We start from the raw sequence: 2,013 nt of genomic DNA, 5'->3' as shown, positions 1-2,013 counted from the left end.
TAATTTTGTGGATCATCATACGTGGATTGATCATCAAGTCGAACATACGACGAGTTCCCAAGAGTATCACGGTGTTGTCACCGGTAAGGCCCGGGCTGTCTTTAACGGTAAAATTAAAATTCACAAAGATGCTCAAAAGTCGTCGACTTCGCAGATCAATAAAAATTTACTTCTGTCGTCCACAGCGGAGGTCGATACTAAGCCCGAGCTGATGATCTATGCCGACGATGTCAAAGCCTCTCACGGCGCCACCATCGGTCAGATTCAAAAAGATGAGCTTTTTTATTTGTTAAGTCGCGGATTGACCGCCTCTCAAGCGAAAGAGCTGTTGTGTGCGGGATTTTTAAACTCTATCGGTGAATCCTTGTCGGAAAATCTCCAAGAGGAGTTTAGATTATCGGTAAAACGTTCGCTCGCTAAGATTGTTGAGGGATAATGAGTTACAATGTCGAGAAATTTAGAGAGCAGTTTCCCATGCTCAGCCAGAAGGTGAACGGTGAGCCGTTTGTCTATCTCGATAATGCAGCCTCTTCATTAAAGCCCGTATCTGTCGCCGAACGGCTTTACAAGTACTACACGTCCGAGACGGCAAATATTCATCGTGGAGCCCATTACTTTAGTCGTTTAGGGACCGAGCATTACGAAGGTGTTCGCGATAAGGTAAAAACTTTGATCAACGCTGCCGCTCGTGAGGAGATCGTCTTTACTCGCGGCACGACAGATTCGATCAATCTTGTGATGTATTCCTATGGCCTCAAAGAGATTCAAAAAGGCGATATCATTCTTTTGAGCCCTTTTGAGCATCACTCCAATATAATTCCGTGGAAAATGTTAGAAGAGCGTACCGGTTGTAAAATTGAAGTTTTACCTTTTGGTATGGATGGTCGATTATCTCAGGACGCTTTAAAGAGTTACGAGGACCAACCGGTGAAAATGATATCGCTCGTCCTGTACTCCAACGTCACGGGCGTTCGATTAGACGTCGAGCCTGTCATTGAATGGTCCAAAAAGAAAAAAGCTATCACTTTTATCGATGCGGCCCAAGCCATGCTCACGGAAGCCATCGATGTGCAGAAGATGGATTGTGATCTTTTGACTTTTTCGGGCCACAAGATGTTTGCTCCCTACGGAGTAGGCGTTCTGTACGGGAAGAAAGCGTTTCTCGATGGACTTTCGCCCTTTGAGGGCGGTGGCAGCATGATTTCGCAAGTGAGTTGGGAATCTGTTGTTTATCAGGATACCCCTCATAAATTTGAAGCCGGCACGCCAAATATTTCTTCCGTCCTCGGTTTAGGCGAAGCTATAGACTTTATGAAAAAATACGATCTCTCCGATTGGAACGCTCACGAAAAGGCGCTCATTTTACGTTTGGAAAAAGAGCTCTCTCAATATCCCTCGGTGACTTTGTACGGTCCCAGTATCAGTGAGGTGCGAAAGAGTGCGGTGCTGTCTTTTAACTGGAAAGGCGCTCACTCTTCGGATGTGGGAGAGATTTTAGATCAGTCGGGTGTTGCGGTTCGAGCGGGACATCTCTGTGCCCAGCCTATGATGAAAATGTTAGAAGTGCCCGGAACAGTCAGAGTTTCGTTAGCACCCTATAATTCGGAACAAGATATTGAACTCTTTTTAAAGGCTTTTAAGAAAGTCGAAGGATTGCTCTAATGTTGAACTACGACGTGTTGATTCGAACCATGCCTACGCCTAATCCGTCGGCTTTTAAATTTGTGGTGAATTGTCCTCTGAAGGTTGAGGGTAAGGCGAGTTTTAACTCGAAGTCAGAGGCTCAAGGGATTTCGTTAGTTGAAGCCTTGTTTGATATGCCCGGAGTTCTTCAAGTTCATTTGTTTGAAAATGTAATGACGATCACCTACGTGGATGGCGCCGACGTCGATAAACTTAACCAAGATGCCACAGCGATTTTACAAACACGTTTGGCGATTCATGATCCTAAATTTCTATTGCCTGGCGAGCAGCAGATTAAAAAGTCCCGTGAGAACCTCACCCCCGAGATGC

The 2,013-nt window shown here is 45.4% G+C and carries 3 protein-coding genes; all 3 read left to right on the top strand.

All coding sequences use genetic code 11. From position 1 onward, the window contains the following. The coding region (locus K2Q26_12085) for a SufD family Fe-S cluster assembly protein (GenBank protein MBY0316256.1) at nucleotides 1-436 on the top strand (436 nt) is incomplete at its 5' end. Continuing rightward, the gene (locus tag K2Q26_12080; protein MBY0316255.1) at nucleotides 436-1,662 is read left to right on the top strand and encodes a cysteine desulfurase; all 1,227 of its coding nucleotides are present in this window, start codon (nucleotides 436-438) and stop codon (nucleotides 1,660-1,662) included. The genes K2Q26_12085 and K2Q26_12080, both read left to right, overlap by 1 nt. Then, nucleotides 1,662-2,013: NifU N-terminal domain-containing protein (locus tag K2Q26_12075; GenBank protein MBY0316254.1), on the top strand; the 352-nt coding region annotated here is incomplete at its 3' end. The genes K2Q26_12080 and K2Q26_12075, both read left to right, overlap by 1 nt.

This window comes from Bdellovibrionales bacterium, from assembly GCA_019750295.1.
Taxonomy (GTDB): Bacteria; Bdellovibrionota; Bdellovibrionia; order Bdellovibrionales; family JAGQZY01; genus JAIEOS01.
The sequence above is the reverse complement of the archived record's forward strand: the minus strand, read 5'-3'. Positions and strand labels throughout refer to the sequence as shown.